The organism is Mesorhizobium sp. Root102 (assembly GCF_001425625.1).
Classification (GTDB): domain Bacteria; phylum Pseudomonadota; class Alphaproteobacteria; order Rhizobiales; family Rhizobiaceae; genus Mesorhizobium.
In genome coordinates this window covers 1-22662 of record NZ_LMCP01000024.1, presented here as the reverse complement: position 1 = coordinate 22662, position 22662 = coordinate 1, and the positions used below count along the sequence as shown (strand labels likewise).

24 protein-coding genes and 1 riboswitch are annotated in these 22662 nt (G+C 62.6%); of the genes, 5 read left to right on the top strand and 19 right to left on the bottom strand.

Features of this window, described 5'->3' with window-relative positions; genetic code table 11:
• Positions 1-17: 17 nt before the first annotated feature.
• The 8 genes from ASD12_RS20600 to ASD12_RS20565 all read right to left on the bottom strand — a co-directional run bounded on the left by ASD12_RS20600 (position 18) and on the right by ASD12_RS20565 (position 9003).
• The gene (locus tag ASD12_RS20600; protein ID WP_056590265.1) at positions 18-1199 is read right to left on the bottom strand and encodes an aldose 1-epimerase family protein; all 1182 of its coding nucleotides are present in this window, start codon (positions 1197-1199) and stop codon (positions 18-20) included.
• A gap of 58 nt (positions 1200-1257) precedes the next feature.
• Positions 1258-2172, bottom strand: a complete 915-nt coding sequence (locus ASD12_RS20595; protein ID WP_056590262.1) for a sugar phosphate isomerase/epimerase — start codon at positions 2170-2172, stop codon at positions 1258-1260.
• Positions 2173-2198: 26 nt separating this feature from the next.
• The gene (locus tag ASD12_RS20590) at positions 2199-3296 is read right to left on the bottom strand and encodes a Gfo/Idh/MocA family oxidoreductase (protein ID WP_056590259.1); all 1098 of its coding nucleotides are present in this window, start codon (positions 3294-3296) and stop codon (positions 2199-2201) included.
• Positions 3297-3331: 35 nt separating this feature from the next.
• On the bottom strand, positions 3332-4402 hold the full coding sequence (locus tag ASD12_RS20585) for an ABC transporter ATP-binding protein (RefSeq protein WP_056590256.1): 1071 nt from the start codon (positions 4400-4402) through the stop codon (positions 3332-3334).
• A gap of 1 nt (position 4403) precedes the next feature.
• Positions 4404-5495 carry an ABC transporter ATP-binding protein gene (locus ASD12_RS20580; RefSeq protein WP_056590253.1) on the bottom strand — a complete coding sequence of 364 codons (1092 nt, stop codon included), beginning with the start codon at positions 5493-5495 and terminating at the stop codon, positions 4404-4406.
• The gene (locus ASD12_RS20575; protein WP_056590250.1) at positions 5492-6451 is read right to left on the bottom strand and encodes a sugar ABC transporter permease; all 960 of its coding nucleotides are present in this window, start codon (positions 6449-6451) and stop codon (positions 5492-5494) included. Before ASD12_RS20575 ends, ASD12_RS20580 begins: the two co-directional genes overlap by 4 nt.
• Positions 6448-7308 (bottom strand): carbohydrate ABC transporter permease, encoded by an 861-nt coding sequence (locus ASD12_RS20570; RefSeq protein WP_056590247.1) that lies wholly within the window; start codon positions 7306-7308, stop codon positions 6448-6450. Before ASD12_RS20570 ends, ASD12_RS20575 begins: the two co-directional genes overlap by 4 nt.
• Positions 7309-7389: 81 nt before the next feature.
• Positions 7390-9003 carry an extracellular solute-binding protein gene (locus ASD12_RS20565; protein ID WP_056590244.1) on the bottom strand — a complete coding sequence of 538 codons (1614 nt, stop codon included), beginning with the start codon at positions 9001-9003 and terminating at the stop codon, positions 7390-7392.
• Positions 9004-9338: 335 nt separating this feature from the next.
• Between ASD12_RS20565 and ASD12_RS20560 the strand changes: the two genes are divergently transcribed.
• Positions 9339-10367 carry a LacI family DNA-binding transcriptional regulator gene (locus ASD12_RS20560; protein WP_056590241.1) on the top strand — a complete coding sequence of 343 codons (1029 nt, stop codon included), beginning with the start codon at positions 9339-9341 and terminating at the stop codon, positions 10365-10367.
• 149 nt (positions 10368-10516) lie between these two features.
• Here the strand turns inward: ASD12_RS20560 and ASD12_RS20555 are convergent, their stop codons facing one another.
• Both ASD12_RS20555 and ASD12_RS20550 read right to left on the bottom strand, forming a co-directional pair.
• Positions 10517-10975 (bottom strand): DUF126 domain-containing protein, encoded by a 459-nt coding sequence (locus tag ASD12_RS20555; RefSeq protein ID WP_056590237.1) that lies wholly within the window; start codon positions 10973-10975, stop codon positions 10517-10519.
• Positions 10972-12222: an aconitase X gene (locus ASD12_RS20550; RefSeq protein ID WP_056590235.1), complete on the bottom strand. Its 1251-nt coding sequence runs from the start codon at positions 12220-12222 to the stop codon at positions 10972-10974. The genes ASD12_RS20555 and ASD12_RS20550 overlap by 4 nt, the downstream gene beginning before the upstream one ends.
• Before the next feature lie 171 nt (positions 12223-12393).
• Here ASD12_RS20550 and ASD12_RS20545 point away from each other — a divergent pair, with 171 nt between their 5' ends.
• From ASD12_RS20545 to ASD12_RS20535, 3 genes are all read left to right on the top strand, one after another.
• Entirely contained in the window at positions 12394-12609 is a 216-nt protein-coding gene (locus ASD12_RS20545) for a hypothetical protein (protein ID WP_244482917.1), read from the top strand.
• A 131-nt stretch (positions 12610-12740) separates the two neighbouring features.
• Positions 12741-13034 (top strand): hypothetical protein, encoded by a 294-nt coding sequence (locus ASD12_RS20540; protein WP_056590229.1) that lies wholly within the window; start codon positions 12741-12743, stop codon positions 13032-13034.
• A gap of 185 nt (positions 13035-13219) precedes the next feature.
• Complete coding sequence (locus ASD12_RS20535; RefSeq protein WP_056590226.1) at positions 13220-14290, top strand: PAS domain-containing sensor histidine kinase; 1071 nt, start codon at positions 13220-13222, stop codon at positions 14288-14290.
• Between the two features lie 492 nt (positions 14291-14782).
• On the opposite strand, the gene ASD12_RS33320 is transcribed toward ASD12_RS20535, so the two are convergent.
• The 9 genes from ASD12_RS33320 to ASD12_RS20500 all read right to left on the bottom strand — a co-directional run bounded on the left by ASD12_RS33320 (position 14783) and on the right by ASD12_RS20500 (position 21556).
• Positions 14783-14947, bottom strand: coding sequence for a DUF3309 family protein (locus tag ASD12_RS33320; RefSeq protein ID WP_082525567.1), 165 nt, complete (start codon positions 14945-14947; stop codon positions 14783-14785).
• A 183-nt stretch (positions 14948-15130) separates the two neighbouring features.
• Positions 15131-15442: a hypothetical protein gene (locus ASD12_RS34230; RefSeq protein ID WP_200953709.1), complete on the bottom strand. Its 312-nt coding sequence runs from the start codon at positions 15440-15442 to the stop codon at positions 15131-15133.
• Between the two features lie 152 nt (positions 15443-15594).
• On the bottom strand, positions 15595-16617 hold the full coding sequence (locus ASD12_RS20530; RefSeq protein WP_056590222.1) for an ABC transporter substrate-binding protein: 1023 nt from the start codon (positions 16615-16617) through the stop codon (positions 15595-15597).
• Positions 16610-17377, bottom strand: a complete 768-nt coding sequence (locus tag ASD12_RS20525; RefSeq protein WP_056590220.1) for an ABC transporter ATP-binding protein — start codon at positions 17375-17377, stop codon at positions 16610-16612. The genes ASD12_RS20530 and ASD12_RS20525 overlap by 8 nt, the downstream gene beginning before the upstream one ends.
• A complete protein-coding gene (locus ASD12_RS20520; RefSeq protein ID WP_082525566.1) occupies positions 17374-18126 on the bottom strand; it encodes an ABC transporter permease in 753 nt (250 codons plus the stop codon). Before ASD12_RS20520 ends, ASD12_RS20525 begins: the two co-directional genes overlap by 4 nt.
• Before the next feature lie 104 nt (positions 18127-18230).
• Positions 18231-18839, bottom strand: coding sequence for a YkoF family thiamine/hydroxymethylpyrimidine-binding protein (locus ASD12_RS20515; RefSeq protein ID WP_056590213.1), 609 nt, complete (start codon positions 18837-18839; stop codon positions 18231-18233).
• Positions 18830-18943: riboswitch (TPP riboswitch) on the bottom strand. It overlaps the preceding gene by 10 nt.
• Positions 18944-19110: 167 nt before the next feature.
• On the bottom strand, positions 19111-19362 hold the full coding sequence (locus ASD12_RS34225; RefSeq protein ID WP_274533702.1) for a LysR substrate-binding domain-containing protein: 252 nt from the start codon (positions 19360-19362) through the stop codon (positions 19111-19113).
• Positions 19363-19409: 47 nt separating this feature from the next.
• Positions 19410-19928, bottom strand: a complete 519-nt coding sequence (msrA, locus tag ASD12_RS20505; protein ID WP_056590207.1) for a peptide-methionine (S)-S-oxide reductase MsrA — start codon at positions 19926-19928, stop codon at positions 19410-19412.
• A gap of 80 nt (positions 19929-20008) precedes the next feature.
• Entirely contained in the window at positions 20009-21556 is a 1548-nt protein-coding gene (locus ASD12_RS20500) for a glycosyltransferase family 39 protein (protein ID WP_082525570.1), read from the bottom strand.
• A 303-nt stretch (positions 21557-21859) separates the two neighbouring features.
• Between ASD12_RS20500 and ASD12_RS20495 the strand changes: the two genes are divergently transcribed.
• Positions 21860-22567: a hypothetical protein gene (locus ASD12_RS20495; RefSeq protein ID WP_056590200.1), complete on the top strand. Its 708-nt coding sequence runs from the start codon at positions 21860-21862 to the stop codon at positions 22565-22567.
• Positions 22568-22662 lie beyond the last annotated feature (95 nt).

Sequence of the window (22662 nt, the reverse complement as noted above, 5' to 3'; positions counted from 1 at the left end):
GGAGCATTCGTTTCGCATCATGCCCTGTCCGCCAATCTCGGAAAATTTCCCGACGGCGCAGGATAATCCTGTTGCGGTTGCCTGGCGATCGAAGCGATCCTCGCTTCAGCCGCGGCGATCGCGCCGGCGCCGTCGAGCACCCTGAACACCGCGTCGTAAGAACGGCTGCCGCCATGCTCCAGCCATATCATCTCGCCACGTTCACGCGCCGCGAGATTGCCGAGCACATGGTGCGTCGAGGGTTCGATGCCCAACGCGTACTGCCCCGCCTGGAAATTCTGCCATTGATAGGCGCAAGGCAGCTGGTCCTTGCGCGTCACCACTTCGAAGCCAAGCCCGAGTTGATCGTTGACCACCGCCACAGGCACCTCGCCATTGGCGTCCGCCGCCATCTCATGCTGCCAGACCTGCTCGCTGAAACCCAGTCGCGGCGCTGGCATCGTGCGGTAGCCGACCTCCTGCGCCTGATAGCGCTCGCCGTCATGACCGGCCCAGACGACGTCGCGGATCGGCGCCAGATAGCGCGAACCTTCGTCAAGCAAGGGATGGCTGACATTGACGTGGTAGAAATACATATGCGGCGTGCGGTTGAAGCCGTGATTGACGACGCGGTCCGACAGCCGAATCTCGTTGCCACCGACATCGGCCTCGATGCGCCGCACCAGATGGAGATCCTCACCGAACACCGCCGATTGTTGGACGATGCCCTCGGCCCACAGCACGCAGCGGTCGCCATCCCAGGCCTCGCCATAACTGGTCAGCCGTGCCGGAATGGTGCCGACGCGGCCGTGCAGCGAATGGATCACGGTCTTCCTGCCCGGATAGTTGTAGCTCTCGGCGGGCACCTCTTCCCGACCCAATATGTGGTCGAGGCCGCAGGTCACAAGCAGGCCTGAAAACGAGCGCGCCCAGGCAAGCCCGCCTTCCCCCTCATAATCGTGCAGGCCGGGATGACGAAAGCCGCTCGGCGAATGCCAGCCGATCGCCTGGCCCTTGAAGTCGCAATCGGCGATATCAAGCGCCCGGTCGACCAGCGCGGTGAAACGCAGGCCCGAGCCGGTACGGAACTCCAGCATACGGATGCCGCGTTCCACCCCGTCGCCAAGCGTCATCAGCCGCACGCCGGCGAATTGCGACAGCATGCCTGAACGTTCCGATACCTGCCGGCGCGAAAGCGTCTTGCCGTAAAGCTCTACCATGTGACGGCCGCTTCGTTCACTGCACTGTCGTCCCTTCAACCAGCGGCGCGAGAGGCGGTCACAGACCGTTGGCGCGGAACTTCCCGTCGAGGAACTTCTTGGCGCGCGGCACGTCGTCTTCCGAGAGATGCTCGATGATGACCGGGATGTTCGGATGCTTCTGCGCCAGCCGCTGAAGATAGAGGTCGTAATTCAGCGAACCGAGGCCCGGTGCCGGCAGCTCGATCTCACCGACGCCACGGAACGTATGGCTCTCCAGCGCGTCCTCGTCGCCAATATCGGCGTGCTTCTCGGACTTGTCGCCGCCCGAACGCTTGACGTCCTTGGCGTGAGCGATCTTGATCTTGTCGGTCAGCGTGTCGAACACCTGATTCAGGATCTGGTCCATCTTGTCGATGTTGTGCGTCTCGAAATAATTGGTCGGATCCATCAAGAGGCCGAGGCCGGGATGGTCGATCTGCGCGAACATCTTCACCGTCTCCTCGACCGAACCGACGACGTTGTTGACATAGGTTTCGAGCAGGAAGACCGCGCCGTGGTCATAGGCTGTCTGGGCGAGGTCGGCGATCACCTTGCGGCATTCCTCGAACCCTTCCTCGGTCTTGTTCTTGGGGTGATGCACCCAGTCGGATTCGGTGTTGTAGGTGCCGGTTTCCGAGATCACGTAGGGTGAGCCGAAATGGCGGGCGTTGCGGATGATCTCCTTGAGGTAGCCGACGCGCTTGTCGCGCTCGGCCTTGTCGGGATGGATGATGTTGGTATAGCCCGACACGCAGCAGACCGGCAGATTGTGGTCGCGGAAGACGTCGCGCACCTTCTTGGCCTTGTCCTTGGTGATCTGCCCGGCCGACAGGTCGACATCCTTGAAATGCAGGTCGAGCTGCACCGTGTTGAAACCGAGCCCGCGGATCTTCTTCGCCGTCTCTTCGAGACCGTACGGGAAATAGCCCGTGAAAATACCTGCCTGCATCATGGTGTGAATTCCTCCCTGTAAGCGATTCAGTTGATTGAAGTTGTCGAGATTTCGGAAAGCTTGACCGTGCGGCCCTCGTCGATCGAGCGGTAGCCCGCCTCGACCAGCGCCATGGTCTTGACGTTGTCGGCGACCGACAGCGCCGGCGGCGTGCCGGTCTTCACCGCGTGCTGGAGCTGCTCCATCACGCCGATAAAGGCATGCGGGAACCACATCGTGTCCCAGCTTGGACTGACCCACTCGCCGCCGGTCGTCTCGGTCGAGGCGTAGGTCAACGTCGAGGCAGCGCCCGTCGGCCAGCCGATGGTGCCCTTGGCGACACCCTTGGTGCCGTCGACGCGCCAGTTGATGTGCTGGTCGTCCTTGTAGCCATCCTGGCGCGGGCCGGACCAGACATCCTCCAGCGACACGGCGAGCACGCCGGACGGGAAGCGCAGCGTCGACACCGTGATGCCGTCCGAGTGGTCGAATTTCGTGCGCGGATCCTTGCGCGTCAGCGTGGTGATCTCGTCGGGATCGCCGAACAGGAAGCGCAGCACATCGAGATGGTGCACGCTCATATTGGCGAGCGTCAGCCGGTCGTAGTCTTCAAGGAAGCTCTGCCAATGTGGGATGGCGTGCATGTCGATCTGCGCGAAGACGATGTCGCCCAGCGCGCCGCTGTCGATGATCTGCTTCAGCACGCGCATCGACTGGTCGTAGCGCATGTTCTGGTTGACCGAGAGGATCTTGCCGGCTTTTGCCGCCTCGTCGCGCAGCTTGACCGCTTCCTCGACCGACAATGCCAATGGCTTCTGCGCCAGGATCGCCTTGATGTGCTTCTGCTTCAGCGCATGGCGGATCAGCGCCGGCTGCTGGTCTGGCGGGAAAGCAAGATCGATGATCTCGACATTCGTATCCTCGATCAGCTTTTCGGGCGTGTCGTGGACGGTCGGGATGGCCCAGCGCGTCGCTACCTTCTCGGCGCTGGCCCTCGTGCGCGAAGCAATCGCCACCACCGGGAAGCCAGCTTCCTTGTAGGCGGCGAGATGGCACTCCGCCATGATCATGCCGGCGCCGACGCAGCCGATCCTGTGTTCCTTCGTGCGGACCTTCACGTCCGGCTCGAAGCCCTTGTGTGCCATCTGATCCTCCCGAAGCTCTTTTCTTGCGGTCGCTGTCATCGTGCCAGCGCTCCCCCGCTCTGCCCGAAATAATGCACGCGAGCCGGCTCGCAGGATATCGCCACCATGGCGTCGGGCCGGATGTCGGGCTGGCCGCGCAGCAATGCCTTCAGCCGCGCCTGGCCGGCAGCGAGCGTCACCACGGTGTAGCCGCCAAGCGGCTCGACCTCGAACACCCGCGCCGGGCGGCCTGAGCCCCCGTCCGCTTCGATGAGCCACGGTCTGACCTTGATGTCTTCCGGCCTGAGCCCGATCTCGACGGCATCAGTGGGAGCCGCCTTGTCGGCAATGCGGATCGTGCCATCGGCCGCTTCGACGCCGGCCTCACCACGCGCCGATTTCAGGATGTTCATCATCGGCGAGCCGAGCAGCCGCGCCACATAGGTGCTGGCCGGACGGTCATAAATCTCGGCCGGCGCACCGATCTGCCTGATCCTGCCATCCTCCAGGATGGCGATGCGATCGGCTACCGACATCGCCTCTTCCTGATCATGCGTGACATAGATCAGCGTCTTGCCGAGCTCGCGCTGGATACGCTTCAGCTCGACGCGCGTTTCTTCGCGCAGCCTGGCGTCAAGCGCCGAGATCGGATCGTCCATGAGATAGGCGTTGGGATCGCGCACCAGCGCACGCGCAATCGCCACACGCTGCCGCTCGCCGCCCGAAAGCTGTCCCGGCGGCTTGTGCAGGATGTGGCCGATATGCAGCTTCGCCGCGACGTCGGCGACCCGCCTTTTGATCTCGACCTCGGCGACCCGGCGTTCGACCAGGGGGAAGCGGACATTGTCGAGCGCGCTCATATGCGGAAACAGTGCCAGGTTCTGGAACACCATCGCCACGTTGCGCTCAGCCGGCGACATGGTGTTGACCGGCCTGCCGCCGATCAGGATCTCTCCGGCATCCGGTGTCTCCAACCCCAGCACCAGGCGCAGGATCGTTGACTTGCCCGACAGTGGTGGCCCGAAGAAGCAGAAGAACTCATTGTCGTTGACCGCAAACGAGGCGTCGTCGACGGCGAGTGTCTTGCCGTAGCGCTTGGTCACATTGCGGAAGACGATATCGGCCATCTCAACCCGCCCTCATCGCAAGGCCGCTAGCGGCGTCGAAGACACGCACCGACGACGCGGCAGGCGCAACAACAGCGGTGTCGCCGATCGCCAGTCCGACATCATTGTCGAACACCGTTTTCACGGCAGTCTCGCCCTGCCCGAGATGAACGATGGTGCGCGCGCCGATCCGTTCGACGAAGGTGACCTGCATGGCGAGGCCCTGCCCATCTTGCACCAGCGTCGCTTGTTCGGGCCGAAATCCGTAAAGCACCTCCCCGCGCGCCCCACGCAAAGCGGCCGCGAGTTCGCCCGGCAGCGGCGGCGTAATGCCCAATGGTCCGAGATCGACGACGAGCCCACGATCGCTCTCCGCCGGCCTGCCCTTGAGCAGGTTCATGCCCGGCGCGCCGATGAAGCGGGCGACGAAGACATTGGCCGGGTCGTTGTAGACCTCGAGCGGCGTGCCGACCTGCTGCAGCACGCCATGGTCCATGACCGCGATGCGGTCGGCCATGGTCATCGCCTCGAGCTGGTCGTGGGTGACATAGACCATGGTCTGGCGAAACTGGCGCTGCAACTGCTTCAGTTCGGTGCGCATGACGGCCCGGAAGGCGGCGTCGACATTGGAGAGCGGCTCGTCGAGCAGGAAGATCGCCGGCTCCATGATCGCCGAACGGCCGATCGCTACCCGCTGCAAGATGTTGACCGAGAGCCGGTCGGCCTTGCGGTCGAGCAGCGGTGTCAGCTGCAGCATCTCGGCGATGGCGCCGACGCGACGGTCGATCTCGGCTTTCGCGGTACCCCGCATCCTCGGCCCGTAAGCGAGGTTCTGGCGCACCGTCATATGGGTGAAGATGGCGTAGTTCTGGAACACGAAGCCGACGCCGCGCCGCCCCATCGGTACCCCGGCCATGTCGCGCTCGCCAAACAGGATCTTGCCGCTGGTCGGCTCCTCCATGCCGGCGATCATGTTCATCGTCGTCGACTTGCCGCAGCCAGACGGCCCGAGCAGCGCCATGAACTCGCCGTCGGCAATTGCCAGGTCCATGGTCTTCAGCGCGGTGAAGTCACCGAACTTCTTGACCAGGTTCTGCAGGTGAATGGCACTCATGCCGGGACCTCGCGTGCCCGCGCCATGCGCTTCATGGCGAACACCGCAACGATCGACAGCACGATCAATATGGCCAGCGCGATCGCCGCCACATAGCCCCAGATCAGGTCCTGCGTGGTGAGCTTGTAGATGTAGACGGAGATGGTCTCGGTGGCGACGCCGGGACCGCCGCCGGTCATGATGTAGAGCGTGTCGAAGATCTTGAAGTTCTCGATCACCCTGATCGCCAGCGCGATGATGATGATCGTCTTCATCTTCGGCAGCACGATGGTGACGAAGCGCTGCCACGGATTGGCGCCGAGCAGCGTCGCTGCCTTGATCTGATCCTCCGGCACGCCGACCAGGCCGGCAAGCAGGATGAGGAACATCAGCGGCGTCCACTGCCAGATGTCGGCGACCATCACGGCGATCAGTGCCAGCGTCGGGTCCGACAGCCATGCGATGGTGACGGGAGAGCCGGTGAGCGCCGACAAGATGTCGTTCACCGGGCCGCCCGACTGGAACAGCATGAAGAACATGTAGCCGGCCACCGCCGGCACCACCATCATCGGCATCAGCAGGATCGAGTAGAAGATGCGCTTGCCCGGAAAATCGTCGGCAAACAGCGTCGCCAGCGCCAGCCCGAGCAGGAATTCCGCCGGCACGCAGACGATCATGACGATGGCCGTGCGCTTCAGCGCGCTCCAGAAGCGCGGATCGGCGGCGAGATCGGTGTAGTTGGCTAGGTTGTTCCACATCGACCAGGCATTCCACCAGCCGAGGCCCGACAACGGCGACCAGTCGGTGACGCTGATGTAGAGCTGCATCAACAGCGGGAAGGCCGAGATGAACAGCACCAGGATCTGCGCCGGCAGCGTCAGCCGGAAACCCAGCCTTGCGCCCTCGTCGCGGGGAACCGGCCTTGCTCCGACGGCTTTCATCTCGTCCTCTGAAATCATGGCAGTCACTGCGCTCATTGCTTGAGCGCTCCGAAAGTCAGTCCGCGCACCAGATGGCGCTGGATGGCGATGCCCATGATGACCGGCGGCACCGCCGCGATGAGGCCAAGCGCCGCCTTGGCGCCATAGAGCTGCCCGGTCATCGAGGAGGACAGCGAGGCCATGTAGACTGGGATCGTCACCCATTCGCGCGTCGTGAGAAGCAGCGCGATCAGATAGTCCGACCAGTTGAGGATGAAAACGAAGAGTGCGGCACTGGCCAGCGGCGCGCGCATCATCGGCAGCGTGATACGGGTGAAGACGCGCAGCCGCGAGCAGCCTTCGACAAGTGCCGCCTCCTCGATCTCGCGCGGCATGTCGTCGAAGAAGGTCTTCATCAGCCAGAAGGCGAACGGCAAGGTGACGATGCCGTAGATCAGCGCCAGTCCCCACCAGCTGTCGGTGAAATTCAGGAAAGCCCACATGATCATCACCGGGATCATCACCGCCATCGGCGGAAACAGCCGCAACTGAATCAGCGCCAGCGGCAGGTTCTGGCCGGAGCTGAAACGCGACAATCCGTAAGCCGCGGCAGTGCCCGCCGACATGGCGATCACCGTGCCGAAAACCGCCGACAGCAGCGATGAGAGGATCGGTTTCAGCGCCGTGCGGTCGAGCGCGACAATCAGATTGTTGGTCGACTCTCCGAACACGAAACGGAAATTGCTGAGCGTCGGGTTCTTCGGCCACCATGTCAGGTCGGCGCCGGTCGCCGACCATTCGGCGATCGGCTTGAACGCCATCGACACCATCCACAGGATCGGCACCAGCGTCACCGCCATGGCCGCGAAGATCGCGGCGTAGCGGAAGATCTCGAAAGGAATGGAACGCTTCATCTGGCGGCTTTGCTGGTGGCGTTGTGGGCGGAGGGGAGAAGCAGGCTCCTCCCCTCCTTCGATGTGATCCAGGGAGATGGATCAGACGATCGGATCGAGAACTGTCGGCCAGGCCTCCTTGTTGGTCTTGATGGCTTCGAGCAACTTGTCCTCGCCGGTGCGCCGGGCGATCTTCTTCCACTCGGCCTCGGTATCGGCCATCGCCTGCTCTGACGTCTTGGCCTTGGTCAGCGCCGCCATGAGGTTCTCGTCGAGCGCATTGTGGAAGGCGGTTGCGCCGGGATAGTTGATGGTCGGCACGGTGCGGGCGACCGTCTCGCGCACAACGTCCATGTGGTAGGCATGATAGGTCTGGCGGACCAGCGGGTCGGAGAAATCCGAAAGCCGGAACGGATCCAGGTAACCGCCGGGGTTGGCGCTCATCCATGCGTAGATTCGGGCGGAGCCCAGCCATTGCAGCAGGAGATAGGCGACCTCCTGGTTTTTCGACTGCGCGGAAACCATGCCGGTCAGCGAGAACCACAGCACGGAACGGCTGATCAGCTTGCCGTCGATCTCCCGGCCGGGTGGCAGCATCGAGCCGATCTTGCCGGTGACAGCCGAGTCCTTGTTGCCGGCATTGTCGAGGAATTTCGGCAGGTTGGAGAAGGCGCACGTCATCGCCGCCCCGCCCTTGGCGAAATTGCCGTACTGTTCCGGCCAGCCCCAGGAGATCGCATCCGGCGAATGATGCGCGAGCGACGCGACATATTCGTTGGTCGCGGCAATGCCTTGCTCGGAATTGATCATCGGCTTGCCGTCATCGCCAAACAGGAACTGGTTGGGCGAGGCCATCGAGACATAGCCCTGATACCAGTTGGTATAGCCCCAGCCCTGGTTGCGCAGGTCGGTCGATCCGAACAGGCCCTTGTCCGGGCGCTGGAAGAAGGCGGCGATGTCGCCATGCTGCTTCCAGGTCTTCGGCGGTGCCAGATCGTAGCCGTATTTGTCCTTGAAGGCCTTCTTCTCGGCTTCGTCGCCGAACAGATCGGTGCGGTAGACCCAGGTCTGGAAGTCGCCGTCCAGCGACACGCCATAGTTCGAGCCGCGGTATTTGTTGAGCAGCGACACGCCCTTGGCGCCGTTGACATAGCCTGTCGTGGGATCGTCCCATTCGGGCTTGTGCTGCGCGACGAAGTCATCGAGCTTGGCGATGCCGCCGGTTTCGGCGAGGTCGCCGAGGCGGTTCCATTCGGTCGAATAGATGTCGTAGGCCCCACCCTTGGTGGAGATGTCCTGCATCGTCTTGGTGAATTCCTGGCCGTTCGGCAGACCGACGATTTCGATCGGGATGCCGGTCTCCTTTTCCCACAGGTCCTTGATCGACGGCGCGCCGGCCGGAAACGGCTGTGTGAGCTGGCCGATCGAGCCATCGGACAGGCCGAGCACGATCTTGGCCGGCGCCTTGCCGGCGCCCTTCAGCGCCTTGGCCGCCTCGATGGCGCGGCCTTCCGGCGTGTCGGCGCCATACTGGTAGCGCTCGGCCCCATCGAAGCCCGTCGGGCCGCCGATCATGCCTGGCGCCAGCGCGTCGGCCGCATAGGCGCGGCTGGGACGAATGAATTTCGGCGCAATGCCAGCGGCGGCCATGATCACGGCCGCCTTTCCTCCGGACGCCAGCAAGCGGCGCCGCGAGATGCGGATCAAATTGGACATTGAAACTCCTCCCTCAGGGCCACGTTTCCTCCACGACCCTATGAGGGATATTGACGGCAGCACGGGAAGGCTGTCAACATCATAAATAATCAAAAGACCTCATAACATTGCAAATGGGCTGAGAAATGCGCAAATCCAGGGTCCACACCTCACCCCCGATGCCTCGATTTGATGGGAACCGCCTCTCCCCGACCCTGCATAGCCCTGCCGGATCATTTGATTTAGCCCGGGAGCTTGCACATCTGCCAAGGGCGGATACATCATTTCCCATCAGAATCGCCGATGGCAGGGAAGCCGTCTCCGCCCGATCTGACGCATGCAGGAGATGAAAGACGGTGCGGTCCACCTTGACTGACATAGCCCGGGAAGCCGGTGTCTCGGCCGCCACGGTCGACCGAGTGCTCAACAACCGCCCCGGCGTGCGGGCGCGCACGCGCGAAATCGTGCTCGAAATGGCACAGCGGCTTGGCTACATCGCCGAAAGCCCGAACGGGGCACCGCCGCGGCCCTTGCCCGGCGACGTCATCCGGCTCGATTTCGCGCTGCCCGCCGGCACCAACTCCTTCATCAAGATGCTGCACCGCCAGATCGAGGCGCAGGCGCAGTCACGGCCCGACCTCGATGTGCACATCGCCACCATCGAAGGGTTCAATCCGGACGGCCTCGCCCGACTGCTGCAGGACTTGCGCGGCCAGACGCAAGGCGTCGGCGTCATTGCGCTCGACCATCCAACGGTGCGCGAAGCGATACGCTCGCTGTCGGCCAACGACATCAAGGTGGTGACCATCGCCTCCGACATCCTGCATGTGCCTAGGGTCGCCTATATCGGCATCGACAACCGCGCCGCCGGGCGGCTGGCCGGCTATCTGCTCAACCGTTTCATGGGATCAGGTCGTCCGGGCAAGGTGGCGCTGTTCGCCGGCTCGCTGTCCTATCGCGGCCATGAAGAACGCGAGATGGGGTTTCGCCATATCCTGACGGAGGAATCGCCCAATCTGCAGATCGTCGAGATGCGTGAAATGCTCGACGACCGCGAGAAGGCCTATTCGGAAGCGTCTGCCCTGCTGGAGCGGCATCCCGACCTTGCCGCGATCTACAATGTCGGCGCAGGCAACACCGGCATCGCCCGCGCGCTCAAGGAGCGCGGCCGCGCGCAGTCCATGGTCTTCCTCGGCCATGAGGTGACGGACGGCACCAAGGACCTCCTGCTCGACGGCACGCTCGACGCGGTCATCGATCAGAACCCGCGCGTCGAGGCCCGCGAAGCGCTCAACACTCTGACCCATGCGGTCCGGGGATTGCCCTATGAATTGCACCAGCCAAGGCTGCAGGTGATCTTCAAGGAGAACATCCCGGAGATTTGAGCAGCAGCTTTTCGTTTCTGGACCGAGCGCGCTTGCTAGATCGCACGTCCCGTTGTGGTGCCACCCACCGCCAACGCGCGGTTGCCGGACGCCGTGCCACGTCCAATCTCAACGAACACCCGCGCGACCAGCGGAGGCGCGATGGTCGCCTACGGGTGGCGCGATACAGCTGGATTGATGGCGGGTTGAATCGTAACGATCGCCCGGCCATCCACGCCAGTGCCGATTGCTATCCCGTCGCCGGAAGCTATGCCGGCAATATCGCACACAACCAGCGGCATACGGATCTCGTAGAGAAATTCGGCAACGATGGCACCTACCGCCAGGATCGGGTCCGGCCGCTCCAGAAGGATACCGGCCGGCGCCGTGCCCCTGCGGATCGCCTCGGCCAGGACCGAAGATGAAGACGACGAGCCGCGCCCGCTCGGCATGACCAGGATCCTGCCGGCGACATTCTGGCCGAGGCCCGGATGCGAATGGTCTGTTATGTCGCCGGTCTCGGCATCGATGCCGCCCCAGAAGCTGAGCGGCTGCGAAAACACCAGCGCCTGGCCCTCGGCCGCGCCGGCCAACTGAAAGGTGCCGGTTCGTTCCACCGGTCGCGTCATGGGGCGCTCCGCACGACATGCCCGGCCGCAGCGGAGCGGATGCAATCCCTCATCTCGGCGAAGGCGACGGAGACACCGATATTGCCCGGCGCGTAGTGCGCCCATTTGCCGGAATTGGTCATCACCACGCCGTCGAGGCGCTCCAGGATCGAGGTGACATAGGTGCAGGTATCAGTGACCGGGATCAGGCCGAACGCCTCCATGCCATCAAGCGCGCCCTCGTCCTGCAGTCGCGTCAAGGTCGCACGGCCCGTGTTGACATAGATAGGGATGCGCCTGCCGGGCGTGACCTCGCGCAGCAGCGGCAACAGGCGCATCCATTCCTCGTGCGAAAAGTGCGGCGTGCCGAGCGAGACGGCCGCCAGTGGCGCACCGTCGGGCACACCAGACAGCCTGGCCAGCGCATGGTCGATATCGGCGCGGCCGATGCGGATCGTCTCGTCAGGCGCATGGCCATGGAACGCCTCATCGAGCGTTCTTGCTTCCGGCGTGATGCCGACCGCATGGAACAGCGCCACCGCGCCTGTCGTTGCCGCCGCCGCGCCCAGCGCCTTCAATTGGTCCTCGTCGCGTGGCCGGGGCAAACCGGCAATCACCGGAATGCGGTCGCTGCTCGCCTGCCCGATGATCAGCCCGACACCGACGAAAAGGCTGTCGCTCGGCTCGCGGTCAGGAATATCCAACTCAAACAAGATCCGGCCGCGCCGGTTCTCGCTCAGATGCAGACCCCAGGCCGGCGCCCGTCCGGTCATGGCGCAGCACAGATCGATGAAATCGCCATAACGGTTGGTACGCGCCCCGATCACCGAATTGGCAAAGACGATGGCGTTGGATTCACCCCAGGCGATCTGTTCGCCGAAACCCGGGCGGAACCGGGTCTGGTAAGGCGCGCAGGTGAAGGTCGCCTGACAGCCGAGTTCCAGATGCGCTTTCATCAGCCGCCGCGCCGGCACCTCTTCCGCAGCTGGCATCTTCACCATGCCCGGATGGATGAGATCGAACGAGCCGACATTCAGCGTCGTCGGCACCTGGACGCGGCCACCGCCCTCGACCAGCCGTTCGACGAAATCGAGCCCCGCCTTGCCGTGGTAGAGACAGCCATCGATATGGGAGCCGGCAATATCGAGCAGACTGCCTGCCCCGACCGCATTGGAAAACGCGACCAGGATTTTCATGGCAGCGGCTGCGGACGAGCCCTGCTCGCCGTCGAGCATGGATCGGTCTCGCGCACTCAGTTCCAAGTTCATCGGCATGCTCCGGGCTCGTGCCAGTCTATGCTGTCCCTGATTGCGAACCGTCTGGCAAGACCCGGGAAGGATCAGTTTGCCGCGATCAACACCGTACTCTCCGGCGACCAGCGCAGCACAACATCCTGACCTTCCGAGTCCAGTGGCCAGAAAAATCCGAGGCTGATCGTCGTGGTCGCGTTCGATCGCGGCGAGGATGGCGAATTGTTTCCAGCCTTTGGACCCGCCGACCAGCAGAGCGACGACCGCGCCATACGCACTGCCAGGGCTCTGGCGGCAAAGCATGCCGGCGTCATCGCCTGGAGCCGCGAGGCCGACCCGACGCTGGGCGAATACGGCCCGCCGAAGACGCTTCTCGTCAGCGGCGAAGTACCTGATATGGAATGATAGGTTGGCGGCAAAGCTGGTGAAATAGAACATCGTTTTAATATAAATTCATCTGAAGGAACTGTTTTCTTTCGATCTCGTTTGTCTGCAGGTCGTTTATTCCAATGACCTCGACAGAGAGGAATTCCCAAATGAACCTCAAGATGCTCACGATGGGCGCGATGGCGCTTGCGATGATGACTGGCTCGGCTTTGGCCGCTGGCAGCACCGGAACGTCGGCGCTCGACGACCCGGCGAAGATGTCGCCCTTCTTCACCGATGCCGGCATGAAGACCATGAAATCCGAGACGGAATTCAAGGCCGCCTGGATGGCCATGAAGGAAGAAGACCGCGCCGGCATGATGAAGGAATGCGGCGACGAGGCCATTGCCAAGTCGCATGACAATTTCTGCAAGATGACCAAGCAGCTCGGCGGCGCGAACTGACGTAGCAGGATTTGAGCGAGTGCCCGATATAGAACGGTCGGAGGCGGGCCAAGTGCCCGCCTTTTTTAGCGGCGATGTTGGACATCACATCACCGAGCTGGCGAATTCAATTCGCGACAACACCTGGGCAAGGGTATAGTATTGATGGTTGGAGGGGCAAAACGCCCCTCGTTTGGTTTGTGCCCATGTTTCAACCCATCGTGAATATCGAAGACGCGCAGACGCTGGCGCAGGCGATCGTCAATACGATCACCGAGCCGTTTCTCGTCCTCGACGAGCAGTTTCGCGTGCTGGCGGCCAGCCGCTCCTTCTACAACACCTTTGAAGTCGACCCGCAGCAGACCCAGGGCTCGCTGCTTTACGCGCTCGGCGACGGTCAATGGGATATTCCGGCACTTCGCCTGCTGCTGGAGACGATCATTCCCGAGAAGACCGCCATGGACGATTTCGAGGTCGAACACGATTTCCCGCGGATCGGCCGTCGCACCATGCTGCTCAATGCCCGCAAGGTGCTTTACGACCACAGTTCGGCCATTACCATCCTTCTCGCCTTCAATGACATAACGGCCCGTCGTATCATCGAGCGGGAGAAGGAGGAACTGCTCAGCCGCACCGAGGACCTGCTTCGGCAGAAAGATGTACTGCTGCGCGAGATGGAGCATCGGGTTGCCAACAGCCTGCAGATCATTGCCTCGATCCTGTTGCTGAAGGCACGTTCGGTCACGTCGGAAGAGACGCGTCAGCACCTCAAGGACGCCCATCAGCGCGTTCTGTCCGTGGCCGAGGTGCAACGCCATCTCCACACCTCAGCCGGAGTCGACGAGATCGATGTCGGCTCCTACCTTCCGAAATTGTGCAGCAGCCTCGCCTCGTCGATGGTTGGCGAAACCCAGCCGATCACGGTGACCGTGACGGCCGAAGCCGGCAGGATGGATTCGCAAAGGGCTGTCAGCCTGGGACTGATCGTTACCGAACTCGTGCTCAACGCCATCAAATATGCCTTCCCCAAGGAGAGGGCCGGCGCTCGCATCCAGGTGAGCTACGAGACCGCGGGCAGCGACTGGAAACTCACGGTTTCTGACAATGGCGTCGGCAAGATCGCCAACGATGTACCAGCTACCGGTCTTGGAACAGCCATCGTGGAAGCATTGGTGAAACAGCTGGAGGCCAAGGTGGACGTTGTCAGCGACACCGACGGCACCAGCGTGTCGGTCACCCGGGCAACGTTCACATCACGGGTGCCGCGAGCGGCGTAAGACCGCTAGCACGATGCCTCGACCTTCATCGCCATCCTTTTTCTGGTCAGGCATGGCGGTCGATGCGGCGCATGACCTTGATGGCCTGCTTCCGCCACGTCAGTCAGCGCATCCCTTCCTGAATGGTCTCGATATGGCCGCGATCCGCCGCGGGACGTGGAGATCATCGCGGAATTCGCACAGTGTCGTCCGCAGCGTCAGTGGCATTGGCAGCCTTCCGCAACTCAACGGTATCGACGCAAGCCAGTTCCCTCGCCCGTCAAGCAAAAGCCCGCCACGGTGAAACCGGGCGGGCCTTGGAGGAGGATAAGGGGTGGGACCCTCTCCTCTTGTTTCCACGGGGGGTGTGGACCGAGATCACCTTACAAAAAATTCGAAACAGGACGGATCACAAGCAGGCCTGCGCACATCACAATCCGGTGCGTGACAGGCGCTGACGCGGTGACGAGATAGCGATCGTCCCGGAGTCAGTCAATCGAGCGAGCAGCGCGGCTAGATCCGCCCAAGCACAACCAGCACGATGAGGATGAGCAGAACGAGCCCGAGACCACCGCCGCCATAATAGCCGGTTCCGTAGAACGGACCGCCGCCAAGGCCGCTGAAGCCGCCAAGCAGCGCAATGATGAGGATAATGATGAGAATGGTTCCTAGACTCATGGCTGTTCCCGCTCCTGTGGACGCTGACGCGCCGGTTTGAACATCGCATGCGATGTTTCGATGACTTGAACGTTCGAGCGGCCCTACCGTTCCGTGCCATTGTACCAAGCAAACACCCGAAGAAGATTCGCCGGCAAATGGAAAAGACCCGCCACCTTGCGGCAGCGGGCCCGTAGTATTTTTCTACCTTAGCGGCGCGAGATCAGCAGACACAGCTGGCGCAGGTCGCGGTCGTAGCTGCCTGAGCTTCAGCACGTCGACGCAACGCTGCTTCATGCGCGCCACCTGGCTATCCGACATGTCGGCAACGACACCTGGCAGGCTGGTGTTGGAAGGATTGCTTGCGTTTGTTCCGCCGACGCCGATGCCAGCACCGACGCCAGTGCCGGTACCGACACCCGCGCCGACACCCGCCCCATTTTGACCACCAACCGTGGCGCCAAGTCCTACGCTAACGCCGTTGCTACCCCCCGACACTTGCTTCTGCACCCGCATTGACGCCGCCGCTCGAGCCGCCGACATTGGCACCGGCGCTGGCGTTGAGCCGGGATCTGCTGATCTGTGCGTCTAACGTGGATCTGTCGCGCCTCGTGAACCTCTTTGACCGGCTAGCCATTTCCTCGAAGCTGGAGAAGCCGATTGGCTCCCTACCCCAGAGTTGAATTGCTGAAATACTTTGCGAAATCAGGGCGTTGCGCCAGAACTTTGCCGTCGGCATCACGCAAAATGCCGGAAGCGAAGAGATAGTCGCCGATCGCTCCCATCTTGGCCGGATCCATCGTCCCGATGACGCCGCTTTGGCTGCGTAGATAATGGCCGTCGATCAATGCCTTCAGCGAAGCGTGGATCAGCGCTGGATTGGTCAGCGCATCCTTGTTGGCCGCGATCAGCAGAGCTGCCGCCTCATCGGGACTGTCGACGGCGAACTGGTAGCCGCGCCGCGTCGCCTGAACGAAGTCCGCCGCAGGCTTGGGATTTGCCTGGAGATAGGCTTCGCTCGAAGAGATGAGTGTCGTGTGCTCGTCAGGCACGCCGTAATCGGCATAGACGAAACTGCGCTGTTTGACGCCCTTGAGTTCGGCTTCGACACCCTCCCAGGTCGCGACTTCGAGCGTGAAATCGACCGAACCATTGGCCAGTGCCTCATAGGCTGAAGTGCCGAGCGTCACCGTCTCGAAACGGCCCTTGCCACCATCATGGCGGATGATGGTCGATATCAGTGCGTTTTCCCAGGCACTGCCGAAGCCGCCATAGATCAAGCCGTCAAGGCTTCTCGGGCTTTTGATCTTGTTGCGTGCCGCATTGAAGACCACGCGACCGGTTTCGGATTGCACCACCGCATAGACGCCCTTCAGGTCCGCCCCGGCGGCATTCTGGGTGAACAGGCTGATGGTGCCGTTGATGCCGAAATCGGCGACGCGGTTTGCGACCAGCGTGCCCGCACCGGTATCGCTGTAAGGCAGGATGTCGACCTCGAGCCCGGCCTCGCGATAAAAGCCCTTGTCGCGAGCGACGAACAGTCCGATGTGGTTGGTGTTGACCGTCCAGTCGAGGGCGACGGTGACCCTTTGTGCAGCCGATTGTGCTTGGGCTCGCCCCGATCCGGCAACAAGCGGAAGGCCTGCGGCAAGGGTCAGCAACAAGGCCTGCCGGCGCGTAAAGTCAGTCATGGTCGTGTCCTTTGGATGGGTTGGGGTTGAGGATGATGTCGAGGATTTCGGCCTCGAGCGCACTTGCCTGCCGCGCGGCATCGCCGCCAAGGCTGCGCGGGCGCGGCAACGGCACCTTGATTTCACGGACGATGCGGGCCGGGCGCGCCGACAGCACATAGATGCGGTCGGACAGGAACACGGCTTCGCGTACATCATGAGTGATCAGCAGCGCCGTCCAGCGGTGGTGCCGCCACATCTGTTCGAGCCAGCGCTGCATGGCGGTGCGGGTCAGTGCATCGAGCGCACCGAACGGCTCGTCGAGCAGCAGCATGTCACGCTCCTGCACCACCGTGCGCAAAAGCGCCGCGCGCTGGCGCATGCCGCCGGACAGCTGCGCGGGAAAATGCCGCTCGAAGCCGGCAAGCCCGAACTCGGCAAACAGCGGCGCGACGCGCGCCCGCGCCGCCTTGCGCCTGATGCCTTGCACTTCGAGCCCGAGCGTCGTGTTGTCGAGGATGCGCCGCCAAGGCATCAGCGCATCACGCTGCGGCATGAAGGCGAAATGCCTGCCGTGGTCATCGAGCGGCGCGCCGTCGAACAACATCTCGCCCTCGCCATGCTCGGCGCCGGTCAGAAGCTGGAACAGCGTCGACTTGCCGGCGCCCGAGGGCCCGAGGATCGAGACGAATTCACCTACGCCGACGCTGAGCGAAATGTCGGCGAGCACGTCGAGTCCGCCGAACGCCTTGCGCACATGCCGCAGCTCGAGCCTGCTCATCGCCGCGACCCCATGCCTACGGGTTCCTTGCCGGCGCGCTCCCAGGGCATGGCCAGACGCTGCAGCAGCACAGTCGACCCGAACAGGACAAGTGTCAGCGCGGCGCTGACACCGACGGCGGCCAGCACCAAATCGGGGCGGAAATTGTTCTTGGCGTTGAGCATGTAGATGCCCAGCCCCTTCGCGGCCCCGGCATATTCGGCGAAGATGGCGCCGACCACCGCATAGGTGATGGAGATCCTCAGGCCAGCAAAGAAGTAAGGCAGCGCCGAAGGCAGCCGCGCCAGCATGAAGATGCGCCAGCGCCCTGCTCCCATGGCGCGCAGCATTTGCCCGATCTCGGCCTCGGTCGCCTCATAGCCCTCGACCAATGCCACCAGCATCGGAAAGAAGGTGACCAGTGCCACCAGAATGATCTTGGGCGCCAGTCCGAAACCGAACCACAGCACCACCAACGGCGCAATCGCTACCAGCGGCAAGGTCTGGCTGACGATGAAGACGGGAAACAGCGCACGCCGCAGCGGTTGGAAGAAGTCGACCAGCATCGACAGCGCAAAGGCGGCGCTGAGCGAACAGGCAAAGCCAAGTAGCGTGGCGCGGATGGTCGGGATGGCGTTGTCGACCAGCGCCTCGCGATTGAGCATCGCTTGCTCGAAGACACGCGACGGCGCCGGCAATATCGTCGGCTTGATGCCGGAATAGGTGGCATAAAGCTCCCACGCCAGCAGCAGCAAACCGACCGAGATCATGGCCGGCACTGCCTTGGCAAGAAGGCTCGCGATCGGGCGCGAAGCGACTGATGATGAGGCCACGGGAGATAACCTTTGACGGCCGCGCGGGAGCGGCGGCAGCTTCAGACAGCCGACGGGCTGTTGGCCGAGACCGTGACGTCGAGGGTTACGTGGCCGGCGCCTGGTCCGAAGCGGCAGAAAGCCTCGTCCAGCGCCGAAAAGACCGCACCGGCATCACCGCGCAATTTCGTGCAGAAATGCTTGGAACGCTCATAGACGCCGGACTGCTTGAGAAAGTCGATGCAGCCGTAGATCTCGTCCATGTGGTCATCGGTCCCCATCACATAGAGCGAGAACTGCGCCGTAGCCGGCTGGCCGGTGGCAGCAGCATTGCGCACCGCCGCGATGGCCGCATCCTTGCGCGGGCCTATTGGCCCGACAGGCCCACCAAGTGCATCGGAGCGGCAGATCGGATCATCCGGCTCGCCCGGGCAGCCGCGCGAGATGGTGGCCGACAACACGCAATGCTTGCCACTGCGTGCCGCCGCCACGAAGAGATCGCGCATGGCTGGAAACAGCACTTCGGGCGGCCCGACCAGCAAGGTCGAGATGTCATCAGTCTCGATCCTGAGCTTGTCACGGTAGGGATCGAGCGCGCCGAGCGCACCAAGGATGACGCCGACGAAATCGTCGGCCATGGGATATAGGGAAATCTGTGCGCCTGAAAACATCGCCCGCCTCGCTCCGCTGGTATTACCCAGATCAGCTTCTAGGGTCTGTGGGCTTGCCGCCCCCGTCTCAGCCCCGACCGTACGGAGCACCCCTGTGGATGCGGGGTTTAAAGCACCATTCGAGCTGAAGTGAAAGCCGTTTTTTTTCAGCGCGCTGCGCCAAAAGCATTGCGCCAGGCGTGGTGCCGCCTGAGTGGAACTTTATCGGGAACCTTCGCTGCCGCGACCGGGCCTCCCCACAGTCGCGAAGCGATCACCTTCGTACACGCCGTCAATCGCCTGACCGTGTTTGGCCGGCATCCGCATGCCGCAGGAAGTCGAAGAAGGCGTGCACGGCCGGCGACGTATGACGCTGCTTCTGGTAGCAGAGGAACCAGCCGGGAAAAGTCGCGCACCGCTCATCCAGTAGCGGGACCAGTTTGCCGGCATCGATCAGCGGACGCACCAACTCTTCCGCCCAGAAGGCAATGCCGACGCCCTGCACCGCGGCCGCAATCGCCATGCCGCGGCTGGAGACGACCAGCGGACCATCGACCGCGACCGAAAACCATTGGCCATCCCTGGCGAGCCTTACGAAACCGCCTTTTCGCGAACCGGCAGTTTCCAGCCCGGCCTGACGAAGTGGCAGGTGTAGCCGTTGGGGTATTTCTCCAGATAGTCCTGATGCTCAGGCTCGGCTTCCCAGAATGGACCGGCCGGCGCGACTTCGGTCACGACCTTGCCCGGCCACAGACCCGAGGCATCGACATCGGCGATGGTGTCTTCGGCGACACGCTTCTGTTCGTCGCTGGTGTAATAGATCGCCGAGCGATAGCTCATCCCGACATCGTTGCCCTGACGGTTGCGGGTCGTCGGATCATGGATCTGAAAAAAGCGCTCCAGCAGCGTGCGATAGCTTATGATGGCCGGATCGAAACTGATCTCGATGGCTTCGGCATGGCTGCCATGGTTGCGATAGGTGGCGTTGGCCACGTCGCCGCCGCTGTAGCCGACACGGGTGGAGATGACGCCGGGATAGCGCCGTATCAAATCCTGCATCCCCCAGAAGCAGCCGCCGGCAAGGACTGCGCGTTCGGTCGAAGTCGCCATATCACGTCTCCTCAAAAGCAAGTTGGTCTCCATAAATGGGCATTGTCACCTGCTTCGTCCAGCGGACCGGCGGATCTGCTTCAGTTGCCCGGCCGGACGAGGCCGTCGATCGCAGCCGGCAACTGCCGCGCGCCGGGCGGAATGGCGGCGAAGCTGATCGCCACCGGCGGCGCCTTCAGTGACCAGTCGAAAAGAACGGTTTTGACCGGGATGTCGCCCACCCACGCCTGCAGATAAGATGGCACATCGCGCCCAGGCCAGACCAGCAATATGCCATGCTCGCGCAGCCGCTCCTTGGTGATCCACGGGGCGTACTGCATGTTCAGGTCGGTGAAGATCGACGGCTTGTCATAGGCATTGAGGCCCGCCAACGGCGCAATAAGGGCATGGCCGCCAACGATGTCGAGCCGATCGGGCGTCGCAGCGTGCCAGACGGCCTCTGCCTCATCCGAGATCTTTTGCGCCGGCCAGCAGACGGGGTCCATGCGCCCGCGCAGATTGCATTTCGTCCAGCGGATGCCCGCATAGGCACCGGATATGCCGACAATGCAGATGAGCGCGCAGATCGCCAACTTTCGCATCTCGACGGCGCCGAGGCGATGGCCCAGGAAGGCGAGCGCCACAACGCCAGCAAGATTGTACATCGGCGCGCCCCAGGCCTCGCCGGCGCCGGTGAACAGGGACGCCACCATGACGAGGATCGCCGGGCCAACCCCCATCCACAAGAGATAGACCAGCGTGCCGCGCCCGACGGGCTTTTGCGGCGCGGGCGAGCGCCGCAGCAGCCCTGATATCGCCAGCACCAGAAGAAAGCCGCAGAGCCCGGCCATCTGGACGCCGATATAATAAAAGCGGGAGCGATGGGCCACCACCCACTGATCGCGCCAGGCGGCATAGGTCAGCGGCAGGAAATCGACGCGGCAGAGTTCGACGGCCAGTGGCGCAGCGACGGCGCCGAAAACCGCGAGCCCGAGCCATGGCCAGGGCGTGGCGAGCCGACTGCGTGCGCGTGTGTCTGACAACAGCCAAATCGCGCCGAAGAGCAACAGCAGCCCGGTTGAAAACTTGGCGTAGAGCCCGACGCCCGACACCAGCCCGAGCAGCAGCCACCAGACCGGCCCGCCACCACGGCCCGCACGCCACAACAGCCAGCAGATAGCGGCCCAGAAGGGCATCTGCGCATAATCATGATTGAACTGTGGGGTCGGCCAGCCGAAGAAATAGAGAGAAGGCATCAAAAGCACGGCGGCCAGCGCGCGGATTCTTCCGAACATGTCGCGGGCCAGCAGGTAGACGAAGATGAAAGTCGCCGAGACGAAGAGCTGGGCGAGCAGATATTGCGGCCAGCGGAACGATCCGGTCAGAAGATGGCTGGTCTCGAGCAGCCAGCCGGGAAGTTGTGGATGCTTGTAGGTCAACAGCACCCATTCGCGTCCCCACATGAAGCTTTCGACGACATCGTTGGGCGGTGCGAGGTTGACAAGCGCCGGCGCCACGGTCCAGCACAGGATCTGCGCCAGGCATAAAAGGGCCAGAACAGCTTCCGGATAACGGGTCAGATCCAACCAGATCGACGACTGGCGCCAGTCGTCTGGTACAGAGCTGCCGACCGGCAGCCAGCCGTTCACGGGTTCATCGATTCGCGTCATGCGGTGGATAAATCACATCGGACGGTTTTTCGAACAGCCCAGAACTCAAAGCTTACGAAAATGTATACTTGAGAGACCATTTCAAAACCAAGATTGAGGCAGAATTTCACCTCACTATGCTGCTTCTCCCCTCACATGCAAGCAAAACAACAATGGAAAACGCCCTTCTGCGGCACCTTGAACATGCCAGGCAGAGCGCATTAGCCGTGATCGCGACAGGTGTCGTTTACACCTGACCAGGTCCCCGGCCACTCCCCCACCAACAAGCATCCAGGATTCAAAATGCGCCACCACCATGCCGTCATCCATTACCATGCGCTCGACTTCTGGATGGCACGTGCAGCCGTTCTGGTCATCATCTGCCTGCAGCTTCTGGTCATCAACAACCTCTCATTCGGGCCGCGCTGGCTGGCGCCGGCACTGGAGGCCGCCCTGCTGCTGCCCTTGTCGGTGGCCACGGCCTGGACACAGGCCGCCACCCGAAAGGCGGTGGAGGATCACGAATGGTACGCGATCGGCCAGTTTCGCATCATGATCCGCAGAACCGCCTTGACCATGACCGCCACCATCAGCGTCATGAATTGCGGTTCGCTGGTCTTGCTGGTGCGCGCCTTGCTGGAGGGCCATGCCGGCAATAGCGGCACGACGCTGCTGATCGACGCCCTCAACATCTGGGTCACCAACGTCATCGTCTTTTCCTTGTGGTTCTGGAGCACCGATCGCGGCGGGCCGCCGACCTGCGGTCTCGTCAAGCTTGCGCAGGCCGATTTCCTGTTTGCGCAGATGACGCTGAACGACCGTGAGCTTCGCAATTGGCTTCCCGGCTTCGTCGACTATTTCTTCCTCGCCTTCACCAATGCAACAGCGTTTTCGCCCACCGATACCTTGCCACTCTCCCAACGTGCCAAGCTGCTGATGATGGCCGAGGCCATGATCTCGCTGCTGACCATCGCGCTGGTCGCGGCACGCGCGGTCAACATCCTGGCCTAAAGTGTTTGATCCCGAGCTTTGATGGTGCATTATTTTCCTTGGAATGGAGGGATGCACTGTGGGACAGATTCTACATGGGAGCGCCACGACGACAG